We start from the raw sequence: 23,558 nt of genomic DNA on the forward strand, positions 1-23,558 counted from the left end.
GGAGAACAATGAGTTCATCGGGAAATGCAGTCGTTGACCGAATGTCGCCCAACAAGAATCCGCACCAGGGCGCCCAGGTCTCCCCCGAAAGAGTTGACACCTCCAGCTAACGAAAAGGAGGTGACAAATGCCCGGGATCAAGGGGCCAAGAAGGGTTCATCAGTACCGTAAGGAATTCAAGGTGACGGCGGCGCGGCGCGGCCACCGGCCTGAAATTCAGGTCAAGGACGTGGCGACCGAACCGAACATCCATCCCTTCATGTTGTCACGATGGCGCAAGGAATACCGGGAAGACAAACTGCAGGGGAATGTGAAGAAATCCATTGCCCCTGGGGCCGCGGCGGGGCTTTAAGCGGCTGCAACAGTGGAACGGGAGCATGCCCGGCTATAGCGGGAGCATGAATTCGTGAGAAGACCCCCCGGATTCTGTTCGAAACGAAGAGGGTAATCTTCGAATTCATGGGGCAGAATCGGGGAAATCCCGGCATCGATCCCCTGTGCCGGGTGTATGACGTTACCCGTGAAGTCGAGTCCGCGGTCCTTCGCGGGCTCCCTAGATCGCCAGGTACTCCTCGCGCAGCTCGTGGTTGTCGAGGACTTCCTGGGCGGTGCCGTCGAACACCACCTGCCCCATGTCGAGGATGACCGCGCGATCGGCCAGGTTGAGGGCAGCGATGGCGTTCTGTTCGACGATGATGGTGGTGATGCCGAGCTCGCGGATGCCTTCGAGGATGCGTTCGATCTCCTGCACGATGACCGGCGCCAGGCCCTCGTAGGGCTCGTCGAGCAGCAACAGCTTCACATCGCGCGCCAGCGCGCGGGCCACGGCCAGCATCTGCTGCTCGCCGCCCGAGAGGGTGACCGCTTCCTGTTGCCGACGCTCGGCCAGGCGCGGGAAGTGTTCGTAGATGCGCTCCTTGGTCCAGCCGTGTGGCGGGGCGATCTGCGCCAGGTCCAGCGATTCCTCGACGGTGAGCCCGGGGATGATACGCCGGTCCTCGGGCACCAGTTGAATGCCGGCGCGCGCGGCCTGCCAGCAGGCCATCTCGTGTATCGGCTGGTGATCCAGCCAGACCTCGCCGTGTTTCATCTCGGGCGCCTCCACCCGGGCAATGGTACGCAGGGTGGAGGTCTTGCCGGCGCCGTTACGGCCCAGCAGGGCCAGGATCTCGCCCTCGCGGATGTCGAAGCTCACCCCCTGCACGATATAGCTCTCGCCGTAGTAGCTGTGCAGCTCCCAGGCCGAGAAAAAGGCCGGCGAGGGGCCGCGCGCCTTGATCGGCGGGGTCTTGGGTGCTCGCTTGGTGGTGAAAGTCATATCTCTGCACTCCCCAGGTAGGCCTCGCGCACCTTGGGGTGTCCCTTGATCTCGTCGGGCTCACCCTCGGCGATGATGGCGCCCTGCGCCAGCACGCTGATGCGGTCGGCCAGGCTGAACACCACGTGCATGTCGTGTTCGATGATGACCTTGGTCATGCCGCTCTGCTTGATCTTCTTGAGCAGTTCAATGGTGCGGTTGGTATCGTGCCGCGCCATGCCGGCGGTGGGTTCGTCGAGCAGCAACAGCTTGGGATGCTGGATCAGGCACATCGCCAGCTCCAGGCGCCGCTTGTTGCCGCGCGACAGGTTGCCCGCATGATGGTGCGCCTGATCGGCCATGCCGAAGTCCTCGAGCAGGCTCATGGCCTCTTCCTCGATGGCCTTTTCATTGCGCAGGGCCGAGAATGGGTTGAAACGGAAGGTCCCCTCCTTGTGCGCAAAGGCCGGGATCATCACGTTGTTCAGCAGCGACAGCTCGGGAAAGATCTCCGGCGTCTGGAACACGCGCGAGATACCGAGCTGGTTGATGTCGTGCGGCTTCATGTCGCCGCCGGTCAGGTCGTGATCGAGGAAACGGATACTCCCGCTGTCGGGGCGGATGCGACCGATGCAGGTGTTGAGCAGGGTCGACTTGCCGGCCCCGTTGGGCCCGATGATGGCGTGCGTCTTGCCCTCCTCGATCTCGAGGTCGATGTTGGACAGCGCCTTGAGTCCCCCGAAGGTCTTGTTCACCCCGCGGATGGACAGGACGATGTTGCGCGAAGTCTCGCTCATGCGTGGCCCTCCTCCGCCGGCTTGCGGCCAAACAGCCCGGCGATGCGCCGGAAGCCCTCCATGATGCCACCCGGCAGGAAGATGATGATGACCATGAAGAGCACACCCAGCGTCAGGTGCCAGCCGTCACCCACGAAGGGCGAGGTGATGGTGACCATGAAGTCTGCCAGCCAGCCGGGCAGGAAATCAAAGGCCTGTTGCAGCACCTGATCGTTGAACGACGAGAAGATGTTCTCGAAATACTTGATGGTGGCCGCACCGATGATGGGGCCGATCAGGGTCCCCACCCCGCCGAGGATGGTCATCAGCACCACCTCGCCCGAGGCGGTCCACTGCATGCGCTCGGCGCCGGCCAGCGGATCGACGATGGCCATCAGCGAACCGGCCAGGCCAGCATACATGCCCGAGATCACGAAGGCGCTCAGCAGGTAGGGCCGCGGATTGAACCCGGTGTACTCCATGCGCGTCTGGTTGCTCTTGATCGCCACCAGCTTCATGCCGAAGGGCGAGCGGAAGATGCGCAGCGACACCCAGAAGCCGAGGATCAACAGGGCCGCGCAGAAGTAGAAGCCGCTGTAGCCGGTGAGCGTGACGCCGAACAGGTCGGCCAGCGGCGAGCCTTCAACCTGCACGCCCAGGGCCGCATCGAGCACGCGCGGATCGGTGCGCAGCACGCGCAGGCCGGTCTCGCCATTGGTGATCGGGGTGAGCACCGAATAGGCCAGGTTGTACGACATCTGCGCAAAGGCCAGGGTGAGAATCGAAAAGTAGATACCGGTGCGGCGCAGGCTGAGGAAGCCGATCACCAGCGCGAACAGGGCCGAGATGGCCACCGCCAGCAACACCGCCGGGATCACATTCATGGTCAGCAGCTTGAACGACCAGACGGTGGCGTAGGAACCGACACCGAGAAAGGCCGCGTGACCGAAGGACAGGTAGCCGGTGAGCCCGAACAGCAGGTTGTAGCCGATGGCGAACAGGCCAAAGATGGCGAACTTCTGCAGCAGGTCCGGGTAGCCGGCGCCGATAGTCGTCGCCCACAAGGGCGCGGTCAGCACCACGACCGAGAACAGTGCCAGCAGCAGGATGTCTCGTGCTCGCGAAGATGCGACGATGGTTTGCATGTCGATACCTCAGTCCTTGCCCAGCAGGCCCTTGGGACGCACCAGCAGGATAATGACCGCCACCAGGTAGACGATGATCTGGTCGATGCCCGGCAGGTAGGCCTTGATCTCGTTCATCGAGAAGAAGGATTGCAATATGCCCAGCAGGAAACCGGCGGCCACCGCGCCAGGGAGCGAGCCCATGCCGCCGACCACCACCACGAAGGACAGCACCAGGAACTCCATGCCCATGTGATAGTCGGGCGACAGGATGGGGGTGTACATGGTGCCCGCCACGCCGGCCACCACCGCCGCCAGGCCGAACACGATGGTGAAACGCTTCTGGATATTGATACCCAGCAGGCCAACCATTTCGCGGTCGTGCATGCCGGCCCGCACCACCATGCCGAAGGTGGTGAAATGCAGAAAGGCGAACACCCCGCCGATGACTGCCAGCGAGAAGCCCAGGTAGATCAGGCGCCACCAGGGATAGGTGATGCCTTCCAGCCCGAACAGCGAACCGATGTCCACGCTGGTGGCCACCACCTGCGGCGCATTGACCGGGATGGGATTGGCGCCGAAGAAGCCCTTGACGATCTCCTGCAGCACGATGGCCAGACCGAAGGTGACCAGGATCTGATCGGCATGGTCACGCTTGTAGAAGTGGCGGATCAGTCCGCGCTCCATGGCCAGGCCAACAAGCAGCATCACCGGAATGGCCACGATCACCGAGATGGGCACCGCATAGTCGATGATGGTGCGCCCGACATCGCCCCACCACAACTCCAGGTAAGGTGTCTCCTTGTAGGCCTCGAAGAAGGTGATACTGGTATCGCGCACCCGCGCCGAGATGGTCAGCAGGTTCTGTACTCCCACCGCCACGAAGGCGCCCATCATGAACAGGGCGCCGTGCGCAAAGTTCACCACGCCCAGCGTGCCGAACACCAGGGTGAGTCCCAGCGCGATCAGCGCGTAGGCCGCCCCCTTGTCCAGGCCATTGAGGATCTGCAGCAGGATCGCTTCCATAGATATCGTCTTCTTCAGAAAAAGATGACCTGAAGAACATCAGGCCATCGCAAACTCGTGCGTCACTCGGACGAGGGGCCGGCCGACAGGCGACCGGCCCCGGACGGTGGATCAGGCGTTGCAGCTGCCCAGTTCGCCACCGAAGATCTTCGGATCATATTCGACCTGGGAACGCGGCACTTCCTTCACCACCTCGAGCAGATCGAACTGCGACGTGGGGTTCTGGTTGCCGCGCACCACCAGCACGTTCTTGAAGCACTGGTGATCGGCCGCACGGTACTCGGTCGGACCGTTGCCCATGCCGTCGAACTTGAAGCCCTCGAGGGCCTCGATCACGCCGCAGGGATTGAAGGTGCCGGCCATCTCGCAGGCGTTGGCATACAGCAGGGTCTGCACGTAGCAGGTGTGCGCAGCCTGCGACGGCGGGAAGCCGTACTCGGCGCCAAAGGACTTCACGAAGGCCTTGGAGCCCTCGTCGGTCAGCGACCAGTTCCAGTTGGTGGAACCCAGGATGCCCTTGATGGCATCGCCCGCACCCTGCGCCATCAGGCGCGAGAACAGCGGCACCACGATCTCGAACTTCTTGCCGTTGACCATCTTGTCGCGCAGACCGAACTGCACGGCCTGGGTCAGCGAGTTGACCATGTCCTTGCCGTAGTGGTTGAGGATCAGCACGTCGGCGCCGGAGTTGAGCACCGGGGTGATGTACTGCGAGAAGTCGCCGGCGCCCAGCGGCGTGCGCACCGTGGCCACGGTCTTCCAGCCCAGCGCCTCGGTGGCGTTCTTGATCGACTCTTCCTGGGTCCAGCCCCAGGTGTAGTCGGCGGTCAGGTGATAGGCCCTGCGGTCGGTGCCATATTCCTCGGCGAGCACCGGGGCAAGCGCCTGACCGGACATGTAGGCATTGAAGAAGTGGCGGAAACCGTGCTTGCGCTTGTCCTTGCCGGTGGTGTCGTTGGAGTGGGTCAGGCCGGCCATGAAGATCACGCCCGCCTCCTGGCACAGCGACTGCACCGCAATGGCCACGCCCGAGGAGGAACCACCGGAGATCATCAGCGCACCGTCCTTCTCGATCATGCGCTTGGCCGAGGCGCGCGCCGCGTCGGACTTGGTCTGGGTGTCACCGGTCACATAGACCACTTTCTTGCCCAGGATGCCGTTGCCCTTCAGGCTGAGCGGCTTCATGGTGTTGAGCATGCCGCCGTCGCCCTCGCCATTGAGGTGCTTGACTGCCAGCTTGAAGGCGCGCAGCTCGTCGGCACCCTCGTCGGCGTAGGCGCCGGTCTGGGGCACGTTGAAGCCCAGGGTCACGGTCGCCCCCTTGGGCTCGTTGACGAAGGCGTGTGCGTTGCGGATCAGGATGGTGGGGGCAGCGGCGGCCGCTGCGGTGGCAATGGATGCCTTGAGGAATCCACGGCGGGACAAGGTCCCGAACTTCTTGTTGTCGTCAGACATGTTCTGCAATCCTCCCGGTTCTGCCGGCCCGCCACGGGACGCCGCTGAGATGGTGGTCCTTGCACGGACGCGTCCGACACCGTGCGGCGGGAGTCGCCCCGTGGGACGGCGCGCAGCTTCACGGTGTCACCGCGCGACTATGGCAACGGGCAGGCCGGCGAACAATTAGACTTTAGTCGAATATCCCGAAAGCCCCCCGTGGCACCATAATCGCGGAACGGCGCCTCACCGGCCGGCACCGGTTGCAGATACGGAAGATCATGAGTACACATATCATCGTAGCCGACGACCATCCCCTGTTCCGGGACGCCGTGACTCACTTGCTGGAGCGCAGCATCCCGGGCGTGTGCGTCACCCAGGTCGAGACCCTGGGACAGCTCAGCGCGACCCTGTCCGGCAACGCCCTGCCCAGCCTAGTGCTGCTGGATCTCAAGCTCGACGACACCCGCGGCCTGGACGGCCTGCTGTTGCTCAAGAAGCAATATCCCTCGCTGCCCATCCTCATCATCTCGGCCTATGACGACGGCAAGGTAGTGCAGATGAGCATGCAGTGTGGTGCCAGCGGCTTCGTGCCCAAGAGCCTGGAGATGGAACGCATGGCCGAGGCCATCCAGGCGGTGCTGGCCGGCGACATGTGGTTCCCCGAACTGGGCGCTTCGGAAGACGAAACGCCCGCAGACATCCACACCCTGGTCGAGACCCTCACCCCGGCCCAGTTGCGCGTGCTGGCCCTGCTGCGCGACGGCAAGCCGAGCAAGAAAATGGCGGCCATCATGTCGGTCACCGAAGCGACCGTCAAGGCGCACCTCACCGAGATCTTCCGCAAGCTGAAGGTCAAGAACCGCACCCAGGCGGTGCTCGCCACACGCGATCTGGACCTGCCGGACCCCAGGGTGACCGACTGAGCCCCGGCACGCGCACCTCCCTTGCCGAGAAGACGCATTTACCGGGAAGCCCCTCCCTCCTGCCGTTGCCAGGCCGATTCCTGCCTCTGGCCCAGCATGGCCGCATGCAGCACCGAGCGCAGCTTGGCCGGCTCCACCGGCTTGGCGAGGAACTGGAAACCGGCCTCCAGCGCAGTGTGCTCCACCGCCGGGTCCTGCTCGGCGGTGATGAGCACACCCAGGAAGCCATCGCCGTGACGCGCGCGGTAATGATGCAGCAGATCCAGACCATAGGTCCGGTCGTTCAGACGATAGTCCATGAGCACGATGTCATGCACCGGCTGGCCCTCGGCGGCATCGAGGAAGGCCTCGGCGCTGTCCAGGCAACGCACTTCCCCGCCCCAGCGTTCGAGTACGGTGCGCGTGGCCTCGAGGATGTCGGGGTCGTCGTCCACGCAGAGGATGCGTCGACCCTCCAGCCAGCGGGTCTTGAAACTTCGGCTGTCGCCGGCACGGGCCGGACGCTCGGCCACCTGGACACGTGGCACGATCACACTGAAGGTACTGCCCTCGCCCTCGCGTGAACGCACCTGCAGGCGGTGCCCCAGCAGCTCGGCCATGCGCTCGCAGATCGCCAGTCCCAGGCCCACACCCTCGGTGGCGTGATCGAGCTGCTGGAACTCGCGGAAGATGGCCTCCAGCTTGTCCGGCGGGATGCCGCGCCCGGAATCGCGTACCTCGATGCGGATGGCGTCGGCACCGGCGCGGCGGCACACCACCAGGATACTGCCCTCGCTGGTGTAGCGGATGGCATTGGAGAGGAAGTTCTGCAGGATGGAGCGCAGCAGGTTGCGGTCCGAGCGGGTACCGCATTCGCTGCCGCGGATGCGCAGGTTCAGCCCCTTCTGGCGAGCCAGCACCGAGAACTCGTTGTACAGGACGTCGAACAGCGGCTGGATGGGGAACTCGGTGATCTCGGGATGCATGGCGCCCGCATCCAGCTTGGAGATGTCGAGCAGCGCGCGCAGCAGGTTCTCCGCCGAGGACAGGGCCGAGAGCGCGTTGCGCGCCAGCGCCTGGCGCTCGTCGCCCGCCAGGTCCTCGTACAGCGCGCCCAGATACAGCTTGGAAGCACCCAGCGGCTGGGTGAGGTCGTGGCTGGCCGCCGCCAGAAAGCGGGACTTGCTGCGCGTCGCCTCCTCGAGCTGGGCATTGAGCTCGGACAGGCGGCGGGTGCGTTCGGCGACCTTGGATTCCAGGCTCTCGTTGACCCGCGCCAGCTCGCGCTCGGCGGCCTTGATCGCGGTGATGTCGGTGAAGGTGGTGATGAACCCTCCATCCGGGAGGCGCGCCCCCTGGGTCTGGATCACCCGGCCATCGCGCCACTCGCGCACATAGGTATAGGGCCGGCCATGACGCAGGAAATCCAGGCGCTTGCGCACATTCTGCTCCACAGACCCTTCCAGCAGCGGCCCCAGGCCCCGCGTGACATTGAAACGGATCACCTCCTCGATCGGCTTGCCCACATAGAGAAAATCCGGCGGAAACTCGAACAGTTCCAGGTACAACCGGTTCCAGGCCAGAAGACGCAGGTCGATGTCCACCACGCTCACCGCCTGGCCGATGTGATCGAACGTCACCTGCAGGATCTCGCGGTTGAACTGCAGGGCCTGACCGGCGGTATCCAGCAGGCGGTAGAGATTGTCCGGTCCCTCGTCCACGCTGCCGCGCAGTGCGGTCTCCACCAGATGCCCGGCGGTGGCGGTGCCGATGCTGCCGGCCAGCAGGTGCTGGGCCTGGCGCAGCAGCTCGTCGGTCACCCGCTCGTTGTGCTGACGCGCCGGATCCCAGCCCTGTTCCAGGAAGAAATGGCGGGTGCGCTCCTCGCCGGTGAAACGGCTGCACAGCTCGAACAGGTCGGCCACCCGCAGGCGATGACCGGGCCGCTCGTGCGGGGCCTCGTGCAGGTCGACATAAGCCGAGGCCTGCAGGCGGTCGATGAAGGAATGCCGCGCGCGCAGCGACACCAGCACATAGAGCACCAGGTTGGCGCCCAGGCTCCAGAACACCCCGTGGGTCAGGTAGTCGTCGAAAGACCAGCCGAACAGGGCGCGCGCCGCCAGTACAGCCCTCCGACCAGTGCCGGCAGGAACTGGATGGCCGCGGCAAAGGACAACAGGCCGATGCTGTAGAGCGACTTGCCGCTACCGCCTGCCAGGTAGTAGCCATAGGCCAGCAGCATCAGGCCGAGGATGGTCAGGCGCCGGATGAGCAACAGACGGCGATGCAGCTCCTGTCCTTCGGAACGTCGTCCGTAACGCACCATCAGCGGGAAGATCAGGTCGTTCGAGACCATGGTGCTCAACGCCAGGGTGGAGACGATCACCATGCCGGTGGCGGCCGAAAAGCCCCCCAGGTAGGCCAGCACGGTGAGCAGCTCGTGATCGGTGCGCAACGGCAGGAACAGCACGAACAGGTCGGCGTTGCCGCTGTTCCCCAACAGCTGCAGGCCGGCGGCGGTAATCGGAATCACCGCGACGCTGAACAGCAGCAGGTACAGCGGGAAGCCCCAGCGCGCGAACGGCAGTTCGTTGCCCCGCCCCTCCACCGCGAGTACGTGAAACTGGCGCGGCAGGCAAAGGATGGCAGCGGCCGCCAGCAGGGTACGGGTGAGGAAACCGGTATCCAGCGTCCAGTCACGGAAAGGGGCGGCAGCCATGGACAGGGCGGCGAGCCGGTCGGGCGTGGCCGCCAGGCGGGTCAGCAGATGCCAGGCCAGCACCGCGATGGCCAAAAAGGCCGCCAACTTGATGATCGATTCGAAGGCGATGGCGTGGATCATGCCACGGTGGTGCACCGTGGCATCAATGGTGCGTGCGCCGAACAGGATGGCGAACACCGCCAGGATCAGGGTCAGCACGAAGGCGGTGTCCAGGTTGGGCAACAACGGCAGTGCGGAGGAACCCGCAGGGCCCAGGGCGTCGTAGGCGCTGGCCACCGCCTTGATCTGCAGGGAGATGTAGGGCAGCGTGCCGAGCAGCGCGATCAGGGTCACCAGCGCCGCCACCAGGTGACTCTTGCCATAGCGGCTGGCGATGAAGTCGGCGATGGTGGTCGCCTTCTGGCGCTTGGCCACGCGCAGCAGTTTCTTGACGAAGGGCGCGAACAGCACGAATACCAGGATGGGCCCCAGATAGATGGCAAAGAACGAAAAGCCACCCTGGGCGGCATTGCCGACCGCGCCGAAGAAGGTCCAGGAGGTGCAGTAGACGGTCAGCGACAGGGTATAGATCAGCGGCTGATGACGCGAGACGTGGCCCTCGGGCTGGGCATCGCCACGATAGGCGATATAGAACAGCACCCCCAGGTAGAGGGCGACGACCGCGACGATCAGCTCGGCGCCAAGCAAGGCCCCGCCTCAGCAGACCCGCCTCAGGACTTGCACCGCAGCTGCGACAGGTCGCGCACGGCACCACGCGCCGCCGAGGTGGTCAGTGCCGCATAGGCCTGCAACGCCTGCGACACCGAACGCTCCCGGTTCAACGGCTGCCAGGCTGCCTCCCCGCGCGCCTCCATGGCCGCGCGCCGCCGCGCCAACTCCTCGTCGCTCACCGCGATGCGGATACGGCGATTGGGGATGTCGATCTCGATGGTGTCGCCTTCCTCGACCAGACCGATGTTGCCACCCTCGGCCGCCTCGGGCGAGCAGTGACCGATCGACAGCCCCGAGGTCCCGCCCGAGAAGCGCCCGTCGGTGATCAGGGCACAGGCCTTGCCCAGCCCCTTGGACTTGAGATAGCTGGTGGGATAGAGCATCTCCTGCATGCCCGGCCCACCCTTGGGGCCTTCGTAGCGGATGATGACCACATCGCCCGGCTGGATGCGGTCGCCGAGGATGGCCTCCACGGCCGCATCCTGGCTCTCGAAGATGCGCGCCGGCCCCGAGAACACCAGGATGGACTCGTCCACCCCGGCGGTCTTGACGATGCAGCCGTCCTCGGCGAGGTTGCCGTAGAGCACCGCCAGCCCACCATCGCGTGAATAGGCATGTTCCAGGTCGCGGATGCAGCCATTGGCGCGGTCGGTGTCCAGATCCGGCCATTGTGCGCTCTGGCTGAAGGCCACTTGGGTGGGAACACCGCCCGGGCCGGCCAGGTAGCGCTGGCGCACCGTCTCGTCGGGATCACGCCGGATGTCCCAGGCCTCCAGCGCCTCGCCCATCGAGGGCGCGTGCACCGTGGGTACGTCACGGTGGACGAGTCCGGCTCGGTCCAGCTCACCCAGGATACCCATTACCCCACCCGCGCGGTGCACGTCCTCCATGTGGTACTGCGGCGTCGAGGGCGCCACCTTGCACAGGTGCGGCACCTTGCGGCTCATGCGGTCGATGTCACTCATGGTGAAGTCCACCCCGGCCTCGTGCGCCGCGGCCAACAAGTGCAGCACGGTATTGGTCGAGCCGCCCATGGCAATGTCCAGCGCCATGGCGTTCTCGAAGGCCTCGAAGGTGGCAATGTTGCGCGGCAGCGCCGTCTCGTCGTCCTGCTCGTAATAGCGCCTTGCGAGCTCGACGATGCGCCGCCCCGCCTCAAGGAACAACTCGCGGCGCTCGGTGTGGGTAGCCACCAACGAGCCATTACCCGGCAGCGAGAGCCCCAGCGCCTCGGTCAGGCAGTTCATGGAATTGGCGGTGAACATGCCCGAGCAGGAACCGCAGGTGGGACAGGCGGAACGCTCGATCTGCTCGACCTCCTCGTCCGTCTCGCGGTCGTCGGCGGCGGCAACCATGGCATCCACCAGGTCGAGCTTGATCTCGCCCCTGCTCGCCAGCCGCACCTTGCCCGCCTCCATGGGTCCGCCTGAGACGAAGATCACCGGGATGTTCAGGCGCAGCGCGGCCATCAGCATGCCAGGGGTGATCTTGTCGCAGTTGGAGATGCATACCAATGCATCGGCGCAGTGCGCGTTGACCATGTACTCGACCGAGTCGGCAATGAGATCGCGCGAGGGCAGCGAATAGAGCATGCCGCCATGCCCCATGGCGATGCCGTCGTCCACCGCGATGGTGTTGAACTCCTTGGCCACGCCCCCGACCCTCTCGATCTCGCGCGCCACCAGTTGCCCCATGTCCTTGAGGTGCACGTGCCCGGGCACGAACTGGGTGAAGGAATTGGCAATCGCGATGATGGGCTTGTCGAAATCGCCTTCCTTCATGCCAGTGGCGCGCCACAGCGCGCGGGCGCCGGCCATGTTGCGACCGTGAGTGGTGGTGCGGGAACGATACTGCGGCATGCCAGACTCTCCAGAACGGGTTGGGTAAGAAGGGCATTATCGGCCCGGGGACGGGCCTCCTACAAGGGCAAGGACGATTCAGCCCGGGGGACGGGCCTCCTGCGGCAGAAGCGACCTCCTCACCGCGAACGATTCGGCCCGGGGACGGGCCTCCTACGGTGGGAGCGGCATCCCCGCCGCGAACGATTCGGCCCGGGGACGGACCGCCTACGGTGGGAGCGGCATCCCCGCCGCGAACATTCGGCCCGGGGACGGACCGCCTACGGTGGGAGCGGCATCCCCGCCGCGAACGATTCGGCCCGAGGACGGGCCTCCTGCGGCAGGAGCGGCGTCCTCACCGCGAACATTCGGCCCGAGGACGGGCCTCCTACGTGTAGGAGCGGCGTCCCCGCCGCGAACCGATCCGTCCGGAGAGGATCTCAATCGCCTTGCACGATGTGCAGGCGCCCGGTGACCGGCAGGGGCTCGGGGCGGGCCAGATGGAAACCCTGCAGGTAGTCTACCCCGAAGCCGCGCATGCACTGCACCGTCTTCTGATCCTCGATCATCTCCGCGACCGTCTCCACGCCCAACACGCGAGCGATCTCGCAGATCATGCGCACCGACACCGCCGACAAGGGGTCAGACAAGGCACGGCGCACGAACTGGCCGTCGATCTTGATGAAATCCACCTGGATCTGGTGCAGGTATCCCAGTGAGCTCATGCCCGCGCCGAAATCGTCCAGCATCAGTCGGTAACCGCGCTCGCGCAACTGCTGCGCCAGGCGCCCCGCAACCTGCAGATTGCTGATCGCCACGGTCTCTGTGACCTCGAAACAGACCCGCTGCGGGTCCACGCCATGATGCTGTGCCTGGGCATGGATATGGTCCAGCAGGTTCTCGTCGGTCAGGGTCTGGCCCGACAGGTTGATGGTGCAGATGCTTTCCCGCGGCATCACCGATGGATCGCTCATCGCCTGCATCGCCAGCTCGATCACGTGGTGGTCGATGGCGCGCATCAGGTCGAAGCGCTCGGCCGAGGGGAGAAAGACGCCAGGCAGCAGATCGTTGCCCTCGGCATCGCGCAGCCTCAACAGCAACTCGTACATGGCGGGCTCGCCATCCTGGGCCAGTGCACGCCAGATCGGCTGCCGATAGAGCACGAAACGATTCTCGTCCAATGCCTCCTGCAGGCGCGGCAGCCACTGGATCTGACGCTTGCGTTCACCGATCACGCGATCGTCGGCACGCGACACGTGCACCGTGTTGCGTCCGGCCTCCTTGGCCGCATGGCAGGCGAGATCCACGTTGGTCATCAGCTCCTCGAAAGAGCCGGAAGTCGCGTCCACCGGCACCACACCCAGGCTGGCGTGGATCTCCATGGCCTGGCCGCCCCACAGGAAGCGGATGGTCTGCAAACGCTCGCGCAGCCGGTGCGCCATCTCCGATGCTGCCTCGAGATCGGGGGTGCGCATGAGCACCGCAAACTCGTCACCTCCCAGGCGTCCCAGACAATCCTCTTCGCGTAGAACGTGCTGCAGAACCTCGGCCACCTGCTTGAGCAGGCGGTCCCCGGCCTGGTGACCATGCGTGTCGTTGATGAGCTTGAAACGATCAAGGTCGATGAAGATCAGGGCATGCGACACACCCTCCTCGATCGAAAGCACCAGCGCACTGCGTACCCGCGCCTCGAAGGCCGTGCGATTGAGCAGCCCGGTGAGCGCATCATGGTTGGCCTGGTAGGTGAGGCGTGCCGTCAGCTCGTGTTCGTGACTGATGTCGCGGATCGCCACCACGACTCCCTGGCGCTCGATCTCGCGAAGCCGGGAGACCCGGATGTTCACCGGGATGCGATCGCGTGCTGGCGTGTGCAGCAGCAGATCCGGAAACTGCTCTTGCCCGCTCATCCGTTGCAGCCAGCCATGCAGGGCCTCCAGGGGCGCCCGGGTACGCGTATCCAGCAGCACCAGGACGTCTTCGGCACGGCGCCCCGAGAGTGCCGCGGCATCCAAGCCCAGCATGCGTTCTGCCACCCGGTTGGCATAACGAATGCGAAAGTTCTCGTCGAGCATCAGGATGGCATCCGAGATGGAGCGCATCGCCCCATCGGCCCGCCGCCGTTCCTCCTCGAGCTCGCGTTCCTTGCGCGCCAGTTGTACGCGGACCTCCTCCCGCTTCTGCAAGGCCACGAGCAGGGACAACGAGGCCAGTCCGACGAACAAGGGCAGAAAGAACGCAGAGGGGGACAGCAGCTCATCCGTTCGCAGATAACGACTCATGTGCAGCCCCCCAGTCCATCCAGCGTGGCCTGTATGGTGGTCAGGCGCAGTCCCAGGTCGCCGTCTTCGAATACCGGCCTCACTATCACACCACCGCCCGTTGCCTTCCCAGCAGGCACGGGACCGAGCACCAAGGTAACCTCCGGGTGCAACCTTTCGAGCTTGCTGACCATGACCTGCGGGTCCACCCCGAACAGGAACAGGCCGTCGAGCTGAACCAGGCGGCCGTGCGTGTCGATCGGCGCGAAAAACCCCCGGTAAGTGGGCATGACATAGAACACCAGCCCATTGGCCACAGGTTCCGGACGCCACCCTTCGAGCACGGCCGGCATGCCCGCGGCAGCCAACTCGCGCACCTGGGAAACGGTGTTGCCATCCAGGAGCACATCAAACCCCAGCAGGCGCAACAACCGGGGACTGTTCGGCTCGATGAAGCGGATCGGCAGGCGCCCGCGCTTGCCGGGTATCAGCTCCCGTGCTTCCTGACTGCGGATACGATAGGTGGGATAGCCATGCTCGATCATCTCCGCCACGAAAGCGTCTTCTTCACCCTGGTCCACCCAGGCGGCGAAGGCCACCAGCTGCACCCCCGGGGTGTTGTAACGCATGGAGCTGGCCAGCGCGGAAAGACGCGAGGCATCGAATTCGTTCATCACCTGGTAGCTGGAACCGATGGCCGTGAGCATAGCCGCGGTGGTGGCACGTACCTGCTGCAGTTCCTCGATCGCACTCTGCCCGGCGTGCAGAAAGGCCTGACGATAACCCTCGACACGGGCCGCCAGCACCATGACCAGAGTGAGCAGCCCCGGCAGCAGGAACGCCATCACGCGACCGGACCAGCGCGCTGTCCAGCGCCGCCGGTTCATTGCAGGGTCTCGAAACGCTTGGCCCTGCCGCGCAACCTGAGCGGCAACTCGATACCTGCCTCGCGCAACAGGGACTCGTTCATCCACAGATCCCATCGCTGGTTCGCAATGATGGGGATCTCCGAGGGCTTCACCCCCTCGAGGATCGCCAGTGCGGCCTCGGCCGCCCAGCGCCCCTGCTCCGCCGGGATCTTGGTGAATCCCAGCATGCTCATGGACATCATCCACTCGTGGCTGGTTACGCTTAGCCGCCGCGTATGCCCGGCAATCGCCCGCCTCGCCGCAGCGAAGTTCCAGTCGGCGATACCGGCATGACTGCCGATCACCAGATAGGGATGGTCCTGGGCCTGCCGGTAAGCCGCCACCCATTGATCACGACGGGAGACCAGACGGTACTCGACGCTCAGGCCCAGTGCCTCGGCGACCTTCTGGAAACGCGCAAGATTCTTGCGTTCCGTGGCAGTGTCAGCGGCCAGGTAGAAGAAATGGTCGCCATTGCCCGTGAGCAACTGCGCCTCGCGGATCAGGGGACGAACCGGGGCGACCTCGATCATGCCGGTCACGTTGCTGTAGGGGAAACCGTACTCGGCGACCGACCAGTTCACCCCGCAGAACACGAAGGGGATGGCGGCATCGCGGAAATAGGGCGCGATGAGATAACGCGCGGCATTGTCGTCCGCAGCAATCACCACCTGGGGATGCCATTGCTCGATCAGCGCCCTGGCACGCCGGGCTGCGGCTTCCTTGTCCGCCTGCGTCTTGTGGCGCTTGGTGTCCATGTCGAACTGACGCAGCTCACAACGCCCTCTCAATACCGCATCGATGCCTCGTTGCACGCCATCCGACCAGGCATAACCCGGGTGATAGGACGACACGAAAAGGCAGCGAGGAAGATCTGCCCAAGACGGGGAAGCCAAGCAAAATGCCAGGCAGGCGAGCCAGAACCAGCGCTGTCTCATGAGAGCACACCCTTCCCTGGTGACAGGCAGGGGCCTGAACCCATAACGGCAACGGCACCTCATCCTTGATACCACCACACTCCGAGAGCACCGCACTATAATTCAAGATCAACGACTAGTACATGATCCCCCCTTTGTCCATGGTCCGAAAGAGCGAACGCACCCGGCAACGCATCGTGGAAGCAGCCAACCGGCTGTTCTATCACCAGGGGTACCACAACACCTCATTCAGCGACGTGGTGCGTGCCGCCGGCGTGCCGCGCGGCAATATCTACTACTACTTCAAGACCAAGGACGCCATCCTGCATGCGGCCATCGACTACCGGCTGGAACGCATCCGCAGCATGCTCGAGGGCTGGAACGGCCAGTTCCGCACGCCCATCGAACGCCTGCAGCGCTTCGTTGCCCTGCTCGACGACACCAGCGAGGCCCTGGTGCAATACGGCTGCCCCATGGGCTCGCTCAACGCCGAGCTGGGCAAGACCGACCTCGCCCTGCAGGAGCACGCCGCCCAGCTGTTCCAGGTATTCCAGGAATGGCTGACCGACCAGTTCGCGGAACTGGGCTATGCCGGGCGCGCCAACGAACTGGCGCTCCGAGTGATGGCCATCGGCCAGGGCATCAGCATGATGGCGCACGTCCATCACGACACCAATCTGCTGAAACGCGAACGCCAGCGCCTCCGGCGCTGGATCGATCAGCTCGCCGACGGCAGCGGGGACTGTCTCTGAGGTCATCGAAAGGTTCGCGGCGGGGACGCCGCTCCCACTTGTAGGAGGCCCGTCCCCGGGCCGAACATTCGCGGCGGGGACGCCGGTTCAGACCGGTAACAGCGGCAGGTCGAGATAACCACCGTCACGCCGTGCCATGGCCGAATCGAGCACCGCCTGCCCGCCCAGGCGCTCGATGACCGCCTCCCCGGCATCGGCGGCGAGCGCGTCGAGCAGGCGCAATTCACGCACCAGTTTCGGCTCGAGGCTCCTGATGCGGTGCATTTCCAGCCCTTCCTCGCGGCTGCGCCGGCGCTGTTCCAGTTGCAGGGCACGCTTGGCCTCCTCGAGCTGTTCGCGCAGCGGCAGGGCCAGGTCGAAACATACCAGGGCCTCGCGCCGGGAATCGAGCACGCCGGCCTCGCCCGGCTCGACCAGGCGCGCCACCAACTGCTCGCGCGGTCGCCAGCTCAGTCGTTCCGCGACCACGGCATCGTCGTCGCGCGGGTCGGGCGGAAACTTGTGGAAGCCCCAGCGGGCGCCCAGGGCACACTCGATAAGCACCTTGTCCTGGTCGATGCGACAGTCACCGGCCGTCTCGTCGCTCACCCGCACCCAGGCACGAGGATCGTTCTTCCAGGCACAGAAGTCACGGTCCGGCGGCCGGCCATAGGCCGCCTCCAGGGCTTCCCAGGTGTGCATGAAGGCCTGCCATTCACGCTGGTAGTCGGGGTTGCGGCGCAGAAACTCCCAGGCCCAGGCCGCGCCGCCGCAGCCGCGCAGCGCCTGGTAGCCGGTCTCGTCACGCCAGTCGGCAATTCGCATCATGCGCCCATACTGGACGAAACCCCGTGACTGGTGCAATCTCGACACATGCCCTACCCCGACCTGCCAGAGATGATGCGGCGGCTGATCGGCTCGCCCTCGGTGAACAGCGTCAGCCCCGATACGGCCTGGGCACCGCCGACATGAAGGGCTTCTTCGCGGTGGTGCTCGAGGCGGTCCGCGATCTCGACCTGCACACCCTGAAACAGCCGCTGGTGCTGCTGGCCACCGCCGACGAAGAGAGCAGCATGTGCGGCGCACGCAGCCTGCTCGACCTGCACCGCCGGCTGGGGCGCCATGCGGTGATCGGCGAGCCCACCGGCCTGCGCCCGGTCCGCCTGCACAAGGGCATCACCATGGAGGCGATCCACGTCATCGGCCGCTCCGGGCATTCCAGCGATCCCGCGCTGGGCAACAATGCACTCGAGGGCATGTACCGGGTGATCGGCGAACTGCTGGCCTGGCGCGACGAACTGCAACGACATCACCACAACCCGCTGTTCGCGGTCGAGGTGCCGACACTCAACCTCGGCCATATCCACGGCGGCGACAACCCCAACCGCATCTGCGGCCAGTGCGAGCTGCACTTCGACATCCGTCCCCTGCCCGGCATGTCGCTCCAGGGGCTGCGCGAGGAACTGGACAGCCGCCTGGCACGCCTGCAGGAGACGACCGGCCTGCGCATCCACCGCGAGTCCCTGTTCGCGGGCGTGCCCGCCATGGAGACACCCGCCGAGGCCGAGATCGTGCGCGCGGTCGAGGCGCTCACCGGGTATCCTGCGGGGGCGGTCGCCTTCGCTACCGAGGGCCCCTTCCTCAACGCCATGGGCATGGACACCGTGATCCTCGGGCCCGGTCACATCGACCAGGCCCACCAGCCCGACGAGTACATCGAACTCACCCAGCTCGAACCGGCGCAGCAGATCGTCCGCCGGCTGATCGAGCGGTTTTGCCTGTAAAGGCGTCGGGCTGGGGTTCGGCCTGCCCCCTCCCGGCCTCCCCCGCAAGCGGGGGAGGCCGGGAGGGGCAGAAGCCGCAAGCCGGAGTGCAAAGAGATTGGAAAGATTCCCCTGGGCCCTACACCAGCTCGACGCGAAACACGGTACCGTCCACGCCGACCACGCGTACCCGGCTGCCGGCCGGGGCGTCCGGGCCTTCCACCCGCCACAGCGTATCATCCACGCGCACCCGACCGACACCGTTCTCGATGGGTTCGCTGAGAGTGAGCACGCGCTCGAAATACTGCTCACCGCGCCGGTTGAGCGTCGGTTCGTCGGTGGCGATGGGGCGGCGCCGCAGCAGCCCCCGCGCCACACCGATGCTGAGCACCGAGAACACCGCGAAGATCACCAGTTGCGTCTGCCACACGAGATCGGGCATCCACCACAGGATGCCGCCGACACCAGCAGCGGCCAGCCCCAGCCGCAGGAAGAATACGCCGGGCGAGACGATCTCCAGCACCACCAGGACCACCGCCAGCACCAGCCATTGCCAGTAGTCGATATGTTCCAGCCAGCTCATTGGGCGTCCTCTTTCTGGCCGACTTGCCTGGCGATCTCGGCGATGCCGGCCACCGAGCCGATCAGGCTGGCCGCCTCCAGCGGCATCATGATGACCTTCTGGTTCTCGGCCGAGGCGATGGCCTGCAGGGCCTCGGTGTATTTCTGCGCGACGAAGTAGTTGATGGCATTGATGTCGCCCTTGGCGATGGCCTGCGACACCATGGCGGTGGCGCGCGCCTCGGCCTCGGCCAGACGTTCGCGCGCCTCGGCCTCGCGGAAGGCGGCCTCCTTCTCGCCCTCGGCGGTGAGGATGGCCGACTGCTTCTCGCCCTCGGCCTTGAGGATCTCGGCCTGGCGCAGGTCCTCGGCTTCGAGGATGGCGGCGCGCTTGTCACGCTCGGCCTTCATCTGCCGGGCCATGGCGTTGTCGCAGGTGATGACCTCCTGAGAGGGCACATCGAGCACCTGTTCCATCATGTTCTGGCGACGCCCGATCTGGTCGATGACCGGCACGATCAGGTTCAGGCCAGGACGCAGGGTGCGGGTGTAACGCCCGAAACGCTCGACCGTGTATTCCATGCCCTGCGGCACCCGCTTGACGCCCAGCACCACGAGCATGACGGCAAGGACAACGAGGGCGACGACAAAGATATCCATGGCTCTGACTCCCTTTGCACTTGGGTGAAGACGGCCGGCCGGGTGCTTTCCCTGGCGGCGTGCGGCCGATATGCTTGTTTGCAAACGGCATTCTAATGGACCCTTCGCATGCCTGCACAAAGCGACAACCCGGACTTCGTGCACTGGTTCCGCCAGTCTTCGCCCTACATCCACGCTCATCGCGGCAAGGTCCTGGTGCTGTCTTTCGCCGGCGAGGCACTGCAGGACGACAGCTTCCCGCACCTGATCCACGACATCGCCCTGCTCGACGGTCTGGGCATGAAGCTGGTGCTGGTACCCGGTGCGCGCCCGCAGATCGAGGAGCGCCTGCGCCTGCGCGGCGCCGACATGCAGATCGTCAACGGCCTGCGGGTGACCGACGAGACCGCGCTGCAATGCGTGAAGGATGCGGCCGGTGCGGTACGCGTCGAGATCGAGGCCCTGCTGTCGATGGGCCTGGCCAATTCGCCCATGGCCGGCACGCGCATCCGCGTGGCCTCGGGCAATCACGTCACCGCGCGCCCCATCGGCGTGCTCGACGGCGTCGATTACCAGCACACCGGCGAGGTACGGCGCATCGATGCCGAGGCCATCCGCCGCCACCTGGACAACGAGCAAATCGTGCTGCTGCCGCCGCTGGGCTATTCGCCGACCGGCGAGGTGTTCAACCTCAACGCCACCGACGTGGCCGCCGCGGTGGCCGAGGCCCTGTCCGCCGACAAACTGGTCTACCTGACCGAGGGCCCACCGCTGGGACGCGGCAAGGCTGCCGCCAGCAGCCTGATCCCCAGCGAGGTCGAGGCCCTGGTCCGTCGGCGGCGCAGCCTGCGCGAGGGCCTGCGCCGGGTGCTCGAACGCGCGGCCGCCGCCAGCCGGGCCGGGGTGCGTCGGGTACACGTACTCGACCGCCAGCACGACGGCGTGCTGCTGCGCGAGCTGTTTACCCGCGACGGCGCCGGCCTGCTGATCACCCAGGAGCCCTACGAACAGATCCATTCGGCAAGCATCGACGACGTGGCCGGCATCCTCGAACTGATCGAGCCGCTGGAGCAGGCCGGTACACTGGCACGGCGCTCGCGCGAGCGCCTGGAACAGGAGATCGACCGCTTCGTGGTGATCGAACGCGACGGCGGCATCATCGGCTGTGCCGCGCTCTATCCCTTCGAGAAGGAGGCCATGGGCGAGCTGGCCTGCCTGGCCGTACACCCCGACTACCGGGGCGAGGGCCGCGCCGCGCAACTGCTCGAGCGCATCGAGTGGCAGGCACGCACCCAGGGCCTGCGCGAGCTGTTCGTGCTCAGCACCCGCACCGCGCACTGGTTCCGCGAACGCGGCTTCCAGCCGGCCGGCGTCGAACGCCTGCCCGGTCGCCGGCGCGATCTCTACAACTGGCAGCGCCGCAGCAAGGTGTTCATCAAGCCGCTCTGACCGCGCACGACGCGCCCGAAGGCCATTGATGGGCACGGCGCGATGCGCCTTTGCCCATCCGGCCTGTACGGATTGTTCGCGGCGGGAATGTTCACCTGTAGGAGGCCCGTCCTCGGGCCGAACATTCGCGGCGAGGACGCCGCTCCCACAGGTGATGCAGGAAGCCTGTCCTCGGGCCGAATGTTCGCGACGGGGACGTCGCTCCTACCGTAGGAGGCCCGTCCCCGGGCCGAATCTTCGCGGCGAGGACGCTGCCCCTACATGGCGACCGGGCGCATCAGTGCCCTGCAGGTCGCGGCGTTGGCCAATGACCGGCCCCGGGAGCGCAGGGCACGAGCCGCTGCGTCGACCAGCGCGGCATTGCCGGGCGCGCGACGCCCGTCCGGCAGCGCCAGTCCGTTTTCGAAACCGACCCGCACATGTCCCCCCTTCGCGGCGGCATCGAGTACCGCGGGCAGCTGCTGCTCGCCAAAGGCGCATGCCATCCAGTTGGGGCCGGGACTTCCCTCGCGCAGAAAATTCTCGAGCGTGCCTTCCGGGAAACGCCCCAGGACCAGCAACAGCGGCAGGGAAACAGCCGGCACCAGTCCCTCCGCCTGCCAGTGCCGGTAACGGCGCAGATCGTCCGGGTGATAGACGATCAGCTGTGGCAGGCAACCGGCTTCGAGCAATGCCCGCAGCAGGAACCCCGTCTCCCGCGCCTGATCCCGGTCCGGCATCAACTCGCGAATCGCCAGCGACACGGCCTCCGGCATCAGGGTACGCACGCTGTCGCGCTGCTCTTCGGACCCATAGCGCCCCGCGGCCTCGGAGGTGACCTGGATCAGCAGGCTGTCTCCCGCCGCCTCCCGGATCGCCGAGATGGCCTCGCGGTAGCGCCCGGGATCCAGGCTATGCCGGCCGGCCGCGTCGCGCACGTGAAGATGGAACAGACAGGCACCCGCCGCGGCACAGGCGACCGCCACGCGTGCCAGTGCTTCGGGGGTCAGCGGCAGGGCCGGGTGATCCGCTGCCGTACGGCGCGCCCCGTTGGGGGCGACCGCCACGATGACGGGCTCAGCCATCGCCGCTCCCGGCAATCGCCTGCTCGATGGCCGGGGCGAGACGGTCGACGATCTCGTCGAGCTGCTCCTCGGTGACGATGAACGGCGGCGCAAGCAGCACATGGTGCCCCTGGCGGCCATCGATGGTGCCGTGCATGGGATAGCACATCAGCCCGCGCTCGAGCGCCAGTGCACGAATCCGCGCGTCCAGGCGGGTCTCGGGCGCAAAGGGTTCACGCCTGGCGCGGTCACGCACCAGCTCCAGCCCGAGCAACAGCCCGCGTCCCCGGATATCCCCCACGTGCGGATGATCGCCGAAGCGCGCGACAAGGCGCTGCTGCAACTGCTGCCCGCGCAGACGCACCTGCCCGACCAGCCCTTCTTCCAGGATCGTCTGTCCCACGGCCAGGGCGGCGGCCAGCGCAGAGGCATGCGCCATGTAGGTGTGGCCATGCTGGAAATAGCCGGTGCCGCTACGGATGCGCTCGTGGATCGCCTCGGATACCAGCAGGGCCGCGACCGGCTGGTAGCCGGCGCCCAGCCCCTTGGCCAACACCACGATATCCGGCACCACGCCTTCCTGTTCGAAGGCGTAGAAGCTGCCGGTGCGGCCTATACCGCACATCACCTCGTCGAAGATCAGCAACACCCCGTGACGATCGCAGATCTCGCGGATGCGGCGGAAATACCCCGGTGCCGGCGGCACGGCCCCCGCGGTAGCGCCCACCACTGGCTCGGCAATGAAGGCGATGACATTCTCCGGCCCGAGTTCCTGCAGCTTGCGTTCCAGCTCGTCTGCCGCGCGCCGCCCATAGGCTTCCGGTGTCTCGTCAGGCCGCCGATGCCGGTAGGCATAACAGGGCGGGATGTGATGCGAGGGCATCAGCAAGGGGTCGAAGGGTTCTCGCCGCCAGCGATTGCCGCCCACCGCCAGGGCGCCCAGCGTATTGCCGTGATAGCTCTGTTCACGTGCCACGAACCAGCGCCGCTGCGACTCGCCGGCCTCGAGGTGATACTGGCGGGCCAGCTTGAGTGCGGCCTCCACCGCCTCGGAACCGCCGGACAGGTAATACACGCGTTCGAGTCCCGGAGGCGCCTGTTCCACCAGCAGTTCAGCGAGGCGCTCGCAGGGTTCGGTGGTGAAGAAGCTCGAATGCACATAGGGCATGGTCGCCATCTGGCGCTGTACCGCCTCCACTACCCGCGGATGGCCATAGCCCAGCGAACAGACCGCCGCGCCGCCACAGGCATCGAGGTAGCGCCGGCCCTGGTCGTCGATCACCCAGGGACCTTCGCCTGTCACGGCCAGCGGCAATGCCGCATCGCAACGACGGTGAAAGACTCGACTCGGAGGCTCCTCGGCAATGGCGGTCTTCTGAAGCATTTCCTTTTTGCATCCTCTTGGTTGGTGACACCCTCGAAAAGGGACCGGCACGACGGGCCATTTCCTGCAGAA

The 23,558-nt window shown here is 65.8% G+C and carries 21 protein-coding genes; 5 read left to right on the plus strand and 16 right to left on the minus strand.

The window, feature by feature from the left end; translation table 11 throughout:
* The first annotated feature begins 127 nt into the window (after positions 1-127).
* On the plus strand, positions 128-352 hold the full coding sequence (locus tag EBS_RS14780) for a transposase (protein ID WP_052199443.1): 225 nt from the start codon (positions 128-130) through the stop codon (positions 350-352).
* A 201-nt stretch (positions 353-553) separates the two neighbouring features.
* Here EBS_RS14780 and EBS_RS08780 read toward each other — a convergent pair whose 3' ends face one another.
* The 5 genes from EBS_RS08780 to EBS_RS08800 form a co-directional block, all read right to left on the minus strand.
* Positions 554-1,318, minus strand: a complete 765-nt coding sequence (locus EBS_RS08780; protein WP_043108300.1) for an ABC transporter ATP-binding protein — start codon at positions 1,316-1,318, stop codon at positions 554-556.
* The gene (locus tag EBS_RS08785; RefSeq protein WP_043108301.1) at positions 1,315-2,094 is read right to left on the minus strand and encodes an ABC transporter ATP-binding protein; all 780 of its coding nucleotides are present in this window, start codon (positions 2,092-2,094) and stop codon (positions 1,315-1,317) included. Before EBS_RS08785 ends, EBS_RS08780 begins: the two co-directional genes overlap by 4 nt.
* Entirely contained in the window at positions 2,091-3,218 is a 1,128-nt protein-coding gene (locus EBS_RS08790) for a branched-chain amino acid ABC transporter permease (RefSeq protein WP_043108302.1), read from the minus strand. Before EBS_RS08790 ends, EBS_RS08785 begins: the two co-directional genes overlap by 4 nt.
* Positions 3,219-3,227: 9 nt before the next feature.
* A complete protein-coding gene (locus EBS_RS08795; protein ID WP_043108303.1) occupies positions 3,228-4,223 on the minus strand; it encodes a branched-chain amino acid ABC transporter permease in 996 nt (331 codons plus the stop codon).
* 111 nt (positions 4,224-4,334) lie between these two features.
* Positions 4,335-5,678 (minus strand): substrate-binding protein, encoded by a 1,344-nt coding sequence (locus EBS_RS08800; RefSeq protein WP_052199444.1) that lies wholly within the window; start codon positions 5,676-5,678, stop codon positions 4,335-4,337.
* Positions 5,679-5,938: 260 nt separating this feature from the next.
* Here EBS_RS08800 and EBS_RS08805 point away from each other — a divergent pair, with 260 nt between their 5' ends.
* The gene (locus tag EBS_RS08805) at positions 5,939-6,583 is read left to right on the plus strand and encodes a response regulator transcription factor (RefSeq protein WP_043109573.1); all 645 of its coding nucleotides are present in this window, start codon (positions 5,939-5,941) and stop codon (positions 6,581-6,583) included.
* A 38-nt stretch (positions 6,584-6,621) separates the two neighbouring features.
* Here the strand turns inward: EBS_RS08805 and EBS_RS13690 are convergent, their stop codons facing one another.
* From EBS_RS13690 to EBS_RS08830, 6 genes are all read right to left on the minus strand, one after another.
* Entirely contained in the window at positions 6,622-8,631 is a 2,010-nt protein-coding gene (locus tag EBS_RS13690; protein WP_052199446.1) for a PAS domain-containing hybrid sensor histidine kinase/response regulator, read from the minus strand.
* 8 nt (positions 8,632-8,639) lie between these two features.
* Positions 8,640-9,971, minus strand: a complete 1,332-nt coding sequence (locus tag EBS_RS13695; protein WP_052199447.1) for an SLC5/6 family protein — start codon at positions 9,969-9,971, stop codon at positions 8,640-8,642.
* A 23-nt stretch (positions 9,972-9,994) separates the two neighbouring features.
* Positions 9,995-11,854, minus strand: a complete 1,860-nt coding sequence (gene ilvD, locus EBS_RS08815) for a dihydroxy-acid dehydratase (protein WP_043108304.1) — start codon at positions 11,852-11,854, stop codon at positions 9,995-9,997.
* Positions 11,855-12,273: 419 nt separating this feature from the next.
* Entirely contained in the window at positions 12,274-14,112 is a 1,839-nt protein-coding gene (locus tag EBS_RS08820; RefSeq protein ID WP_081999900.1) for a putative bifunctional diguanylate cyclase/phosphodiesterase, read from the minus strand.
* The gene (locus EBS_RS08825; protein ID WP_043108306.1) at positions 14,109-14,978 is read right to left on the minus strand and encodes a CHASE domain-containing protein; all 870 of its coding nucleotides are present in this window, start codon (positions 14,976-14,978) and stop codon (positions 14,109-14,111) included. The genes EBS_RS08820 and EBS_RS08825 overlap by 4 nt, the downstream gene beginning before the upstream one ends.
* Positions 14,975-15,853: an ABC transporter substrate-binding protein gene (locus tag EBS_RS08830; protein WP_043108307.1), complete on the minus strand. Its 879-nt coding sequence runs from the start codon at positions 15,851-15,853 to the stop codon at positions 14,975-14,977. The genes EBS_RS08825 and EBS_RS08830 overlap by 4 nt, the downstream gene beginning before the upstream one ends.
* Before the next feature lie 206 nt (positions 15,854-16,059).
* On the opposite strand from EBS_RS08830, the gene EBS_RS08835 reads away from it, so the two are divergent.
* Positions 16,060-16,668 (plus strand): TetR/AcrR family transcriptional regulator, encoded by a 609-nt coding sequence (locus tag EBS_RS08835; protein ID WP_070104733.1) that lies wholly within the window; start codon positions 16,060-16,062, stop codon positions 16,666-16,668.
* Between the two features lie 87 nt (positions 16,669-16,755).
* On the opposite strand, the gene EBS_RS14045 is transcribed toward EBS_RS08835, so the two are convergent.
* On the minus strand, positions 16,756-17,475 hold the full coding sequence (locus tag EBS_RS14045; RefSeq protein ID WP_052199450.1) for a transcriptional regulator domain-containing protein: 720 nt from the start codon (positions 17,473-17,475) through the stop codon (positions 16,756-16,758).
* 23 nt (positions 17,476-17,498) lie between these two features.
* Here EBS_RS14045 and argE point away from each other — a divergent pair, with 23 nt between their 5' ends.
* Positions 17,499-18,431: an acetylornithine deacetylase gene (gene argE, locus EBS_RS08845; RefSeq protein WP_231892789.1), complete on the plus strand. Its 933-nt coding sequence runs from the start codon at positions 17,499-17,501 to the stop codon at positions 18,429-18,431.
* A 118-nt stretch (positions 18,432-18,549) separates the two neighbouring features.
* Here argE and EBS_RS08850 read toward each other — a convergent pair whose 3' ends face one another.
* Positions 18,550-18,993 carry an NfeD family protein gene (locus EBS_RS08850; protein WP_043108311.1) on the minus strand — a complete coding sequence of 148 codons (444 nt, stop codon included), beginning with the start codon at positions 18,991-18,993 and terminating at the stop codon, positions 18,550-18,552.
* A complete protein-coding gene (locus EBS_RS08855) occupies positions 18,990-19,631 on the minus strand; it encodes an SPFH domain-containing protein (protein ID WP_043108312.1) in 642 nt (213 codons plus the stop codon). Before EBS_RS08855 ends, EBS_RS08850 begins: the two co-directional genes overlap by 4 nt.
* A gap of 108 nt (positions 19,632-19,739) precedes the next feature.
* On the opposite strand from EBS_RS08855, the gene argA reads away from it, so the two are divergent.
* A complete protein-coding gene (argA, locus tag EBS_RS08860) occupies positions 19,740-21,059 on the plus strand; it encodes an amino-acid N-acetyltransferase (RefSeq protein ID WP_043108313.1) in 1,320 nt (439 codons plus the stop codon).
* Positions 21,060-21,316: 257 nt separating this feature from the next.
* Here argA and EBS_RS08865 read toward each other — a convergent pair whose 3' ends face one another.
* Positions 21,317-22,123: a BKACE family enzyme gene (locus EBS_RS08865; RefSeq protein ID WP_043108314.1), complete on the minus strand. Its 807-nt coding sequence runs from the start codon at positions 22,121-22,123 to the stop codon at positions 21,317-21,319.
* A complete protein-coding gene (locus tag EBS_RS08870) occupies positions 22,116-23,486 on the minus strand; it encodes an aspartate aminotransferase family protein (protein WP_052199452.1) in 1,371 nt (456 codons plus the stop codon). The genes EBS_RS08865 and EBS_RS08870 overlap by 8 nt, the downstream gene beginning before the upstream one ends.
* Between the last annotated feature and the right edge of the window lie 72 nt (positions 23,487-23,558).

The organism is endosymbiont of unidentified scaly snail isolate Monju (genome assembly GCF_000801295.1).
Lineage (GTDB): Bacteria > Pseudomonadota > Gammaproteobacteria > Chromatiales > Chromatiaceae > MONJU.

Coding starts and splice junctions, on each gene's coding strand:
- EBS_RS08805 (WP_043109573.1), top strand. CDS start 5,939: ATGAGTACACATATCATCGTAGCCGACGACCATCCCCTGTTCCGGGAC.
- EBS_RS08870 (WP_052199452.1), bottom strand. CDS start 23,486: ATGCTTCAGAAGACCGCCATTGCCGAGGAGCCTCCGAGTCGAGTCTTT.
- ilvD (WP_043108304.1), bottom strand. CDS start 11,854: ATGCCGCAGTATCGTTCCCGCACCACCACTCACGGTCGCAACATGGCC.
- EBS_RS08865 (WP_043108314.1), bottom strand. CDS start 22,123: ATGGCTGAGCCCGTCATCGTGGCGGTCGCCCCCAACGGGGCGCGCCGT.
- EBS_RS08785 (WP_043108301.1), bottom strand. CDS start 2,094: ATGAGCGAGACTTCGCGCAACATCGTCCTGTCCATCCGCGGGGTGAAC.
- EBS_RS08800 (WP_052199444.1), bottom strand. CDS start 5,678: ATGTCTGACGACAACAAGAAGTTCGGGACCTTGTCCCGCCGTGGATTC.
- EBS_RS08780 (WP_043108300.1), bottom strand. CDS start 1,318: ATGACTTTCACCACCAAGCGAGCACCCAAGACCCCGCCGATCAAGGCG.
- EBS_RS14045 (WP_052199450.1), bottom strand. CDS start 17,475: ATGATGCGAATTGCCGACTGGCGTGACGAGACCGGCTACCAGGCGCTG.
- EBS_RS08795 (WP_043108303.1), bottom strand. CDS start 4,223: ATGGAAGCGATCCTGCTGCAGATCCTCAATGGCCTGGACAAGGGGGCG.
- EBS_RS14780 (WP_052199443.1), top strand. CDS start 128: ATGCCCGGGATCAAGGGGCCAAGAAGGGTTCATCAGTACCGTAAGGAA.
- argA (WP_043108313.1), top strand. CDS start 19,740: ATGCCTGCACAAAGCGACAACCCGGACTTCGTGCACTGGTTCCGCCAG.
- EBS_RS08790 (WP_043108302.1), bottom strand. CDS start 3,218: ATGCAAACCATCGTCGCATCTTCGCGAGCACGAGACATCCTGCTGCTG.
- EBS_RS08820 (WP_081999900.1), bottom strand. CDS start 14,112: ATGAGTCGTTATCTGCGAACGGATGAGCTGCTGTCCCCCTCTGCGTTC.
- EBS_RS08835 (WP_070104733.1), top strand. CDS start 16,060: ATGATCCCCCCTTTGTCCATGGTCCGAAAGAGCGAACGCACCCGGCAA.
- EBS_RS08855 (WP_043108312.1), bottom strand. CDS start 19,631: ATGGATATCTTTGTCGTCGCCCTCGTTGTCCTTGCCGTCATGCTCGTG.
- EBS_RS08850 (WP_043108311.1), bottom strand. CDS start 18,993: ATGAGCTGGCTGGAACATATCGACTACTGGCAATGGCTGGTGCTGGCG.
- EBS_RS08825 (WP_043108306.1), bottom strand. CDS start 14,978: ATGAACCGGCGGCGCTGGACAGCGCGCTGGTCCGGTCGCGTGATGGCG.